Here is a 1,895-nt window from a genome sequence, read left to right as displayed (position 1 = left end):
GCCAGCGGCCCGGCAGCGTCGAGCGGCGCGACATCGCGCCATGCCCAGTTGCCGATGTCGAAGGTCATGCCGAGCAGATCGGCGTGACCTTCGCGCTTCAGCGCATCGAACAGACCGGTGAATTGCGCAAGCGAGCCGCCTTCGGCCAGTTGGCCGTTTTCAACGACAAGCCGCACGTTCGCGCCGCGCAGGTGGTCCGCAATCGCTGCGCCGTTGGCCTCCGAGGCGAAACCACCGAGTTGCAGCTTCACGAAGCGCGCGCCGAACGACGTCGCTTCGTCGAGCGCGAGACGCAGTGCGTCGGCGTCGAGGTGTCCGTCGGAGGTGTACAGCGAAGCGGGAGTCGAATACACCGACCACAAACCCAGTTCGGCGATCGACTTGCCGAGTTCGCGCAATGCCTGCGGCGCGGCATCGGTTTCGTCCGCGAATAGTTCGCGGCGCACTTCGAACGCCGCCGCGCCCGCCTGTTTGCTCGTGTCGGCCCATCTCAGATGACCGCCCTTGCGAACCGCGTCCATCCCGAAGGCGCTTGCGACGATCACCACGTCCACTGTGCCCACTGCGTCAGTCATGTCGAATTTACTCAAACCAGTCTCATGATCGGCGTTTGGAACCGGTTCCAAACACGTTTCGAAAAAAAGCGCCGAGGCGCTTGAATGACCGAATAGTGCGCCGAGCCAGCCGTCTCGCACCATAGTGGAAATCCCCTGGCAAACGTGATCAGGGCCCATCGGCCAGACACAACGCGAGGAACTGCTCGACCACCCGCGATGGCGCACTCGCGTGGGGCACCAGAATCGACAGCCGCCGCGTCAGCGGCTCGGGGCTCAATGAGAACCGGCACAGCGCCCCGTCCTCATGCCGCATCGACATCGCCGACACGAAACCGACGCCCATCCCCGCCCGCACCGCCTCCTTGACGCCTTCGACGCCGGCAATCTCCAACGCCACACGCATCGGCACGCCCGCGCGCGCAAAGGCCCGCTCGACGATCTGCCGCACGCCCGACCCGGCTTCGCGCAGCACCAGCGGATACGGGCCGAATGCTGCCAGGTCTGCCCGCCCGCCATTGCTGCCTACCCCGTCCGCACCGCTCGCCTGCGCCAACGGATGCGTACGCGGCATGATCGCGACAATCTCGTCCTCGCGCCACGCATGCACCGCGGTGTCCGGTGGCAGATCCACGCCGACCGGCCCTTCGATCATCGCGATATCCACCGAGCCCAGCGCGCCGACGATTTCCGTGGTGTTGCCATCGGCGGTATGCAACGTCACGTCGGGATGACGGCGGTGAAAGTCGGCAATCAGGTACGGCAGCAGATAGCTCGCCGGGGTGGTGCTTGCGCCGATGCGCAAGGTGCCTTGCTCGAGGCCGCGCAGGGCGTCGCGATACGCATGCGCCTGCCGCCAGGTATCCCGCAGCCGGGTGGCATAGCTGGCGAGTTGCTCGCCAGCGGGCGTGAGGCGTACGCCACGGCCGTCGCGCTGGTAAAGCGGCTCGCCGAATTCGTCCTGCAACTGGCGCAACTGTCCGGACACGGCCGGCTGCGATAAATGCAGCGCAACCGCCGCGCGGCTGATGTTGCGATGCTCGGCGACGGCGGCGAACGTTATAAGTTGATCCGGGGTCATGGCGGTCGAAATATCCGTGGAACCGATACTTTACATTCTAAATCACGATTTTTCATATCGATATATCTAATTTAGGATTAGCCCTATCGAATCAAAACAGTCATAGGAAGGCGCTACGCCATGTCCACCGCTCATCTCACTGCTTCTGCCACACCCGCCGGGTCGTCGGGGTCATCCACCCGCGGCCAGCTCAACGGCATTCTCTTCGTTGCGCTGTTCGCCGCTGCCGTGACGCGTATCGCGGCGATCCCGGCCATCGC

1 protein-coding gene and 2 pseudogenes are annotated in these 1,895 nt (G+C 64.5%); 1 reads left to right on the top strand and 2 read right to left on the bottom strand.

Annotated elements, in window-relative coordinates:
* Window positions 1-575: pseudogene (locus GNZ12_RS25130) on the bottom strand (sugar phosphate isomerase/epimerase); the annotation flags it as partial.
* 148 nt (window positions 576-723) lie between these two features.
* Complete coding sequence (locus GNZ12_RS25125) at window positions 724-1,635, bottom strand: LysR family transcriptional regulator (RefSeq protein ID WP_172314751.1); 912 nt, start codon at window positions 1,633-1,635, stop codon at window positions 724-726.
* Between the two features lie 120 nt (window positions 1,636-1,755).
* Between GNZ12_RS25125 and GNZ12_RS44550 the strand changes: the two are divergent.
* A pseudogene (locus GNZ12_RS44550) lies at window positions 1,756-1,895 on the top strand (YeiH family putative sulfate export transporter); the annotation flags it as partial.

Source organism: Paraburkholderia solitsugae (genome assembly GCF_013177695.1).
Taxonomy (GTDB): domain Bacteria; phylum Pseudomonadota; class Gammaproteobacteria; order Burkholderiales; family Burkholderiaceae; genus Paraburkholderia; species Paraburkholderia solitsugae.
The sequence above is the reverse complement of the archived record's forward strand: the minus strand, read 5'-3'. Positions and strand labels throughout refer to the sequence as shown.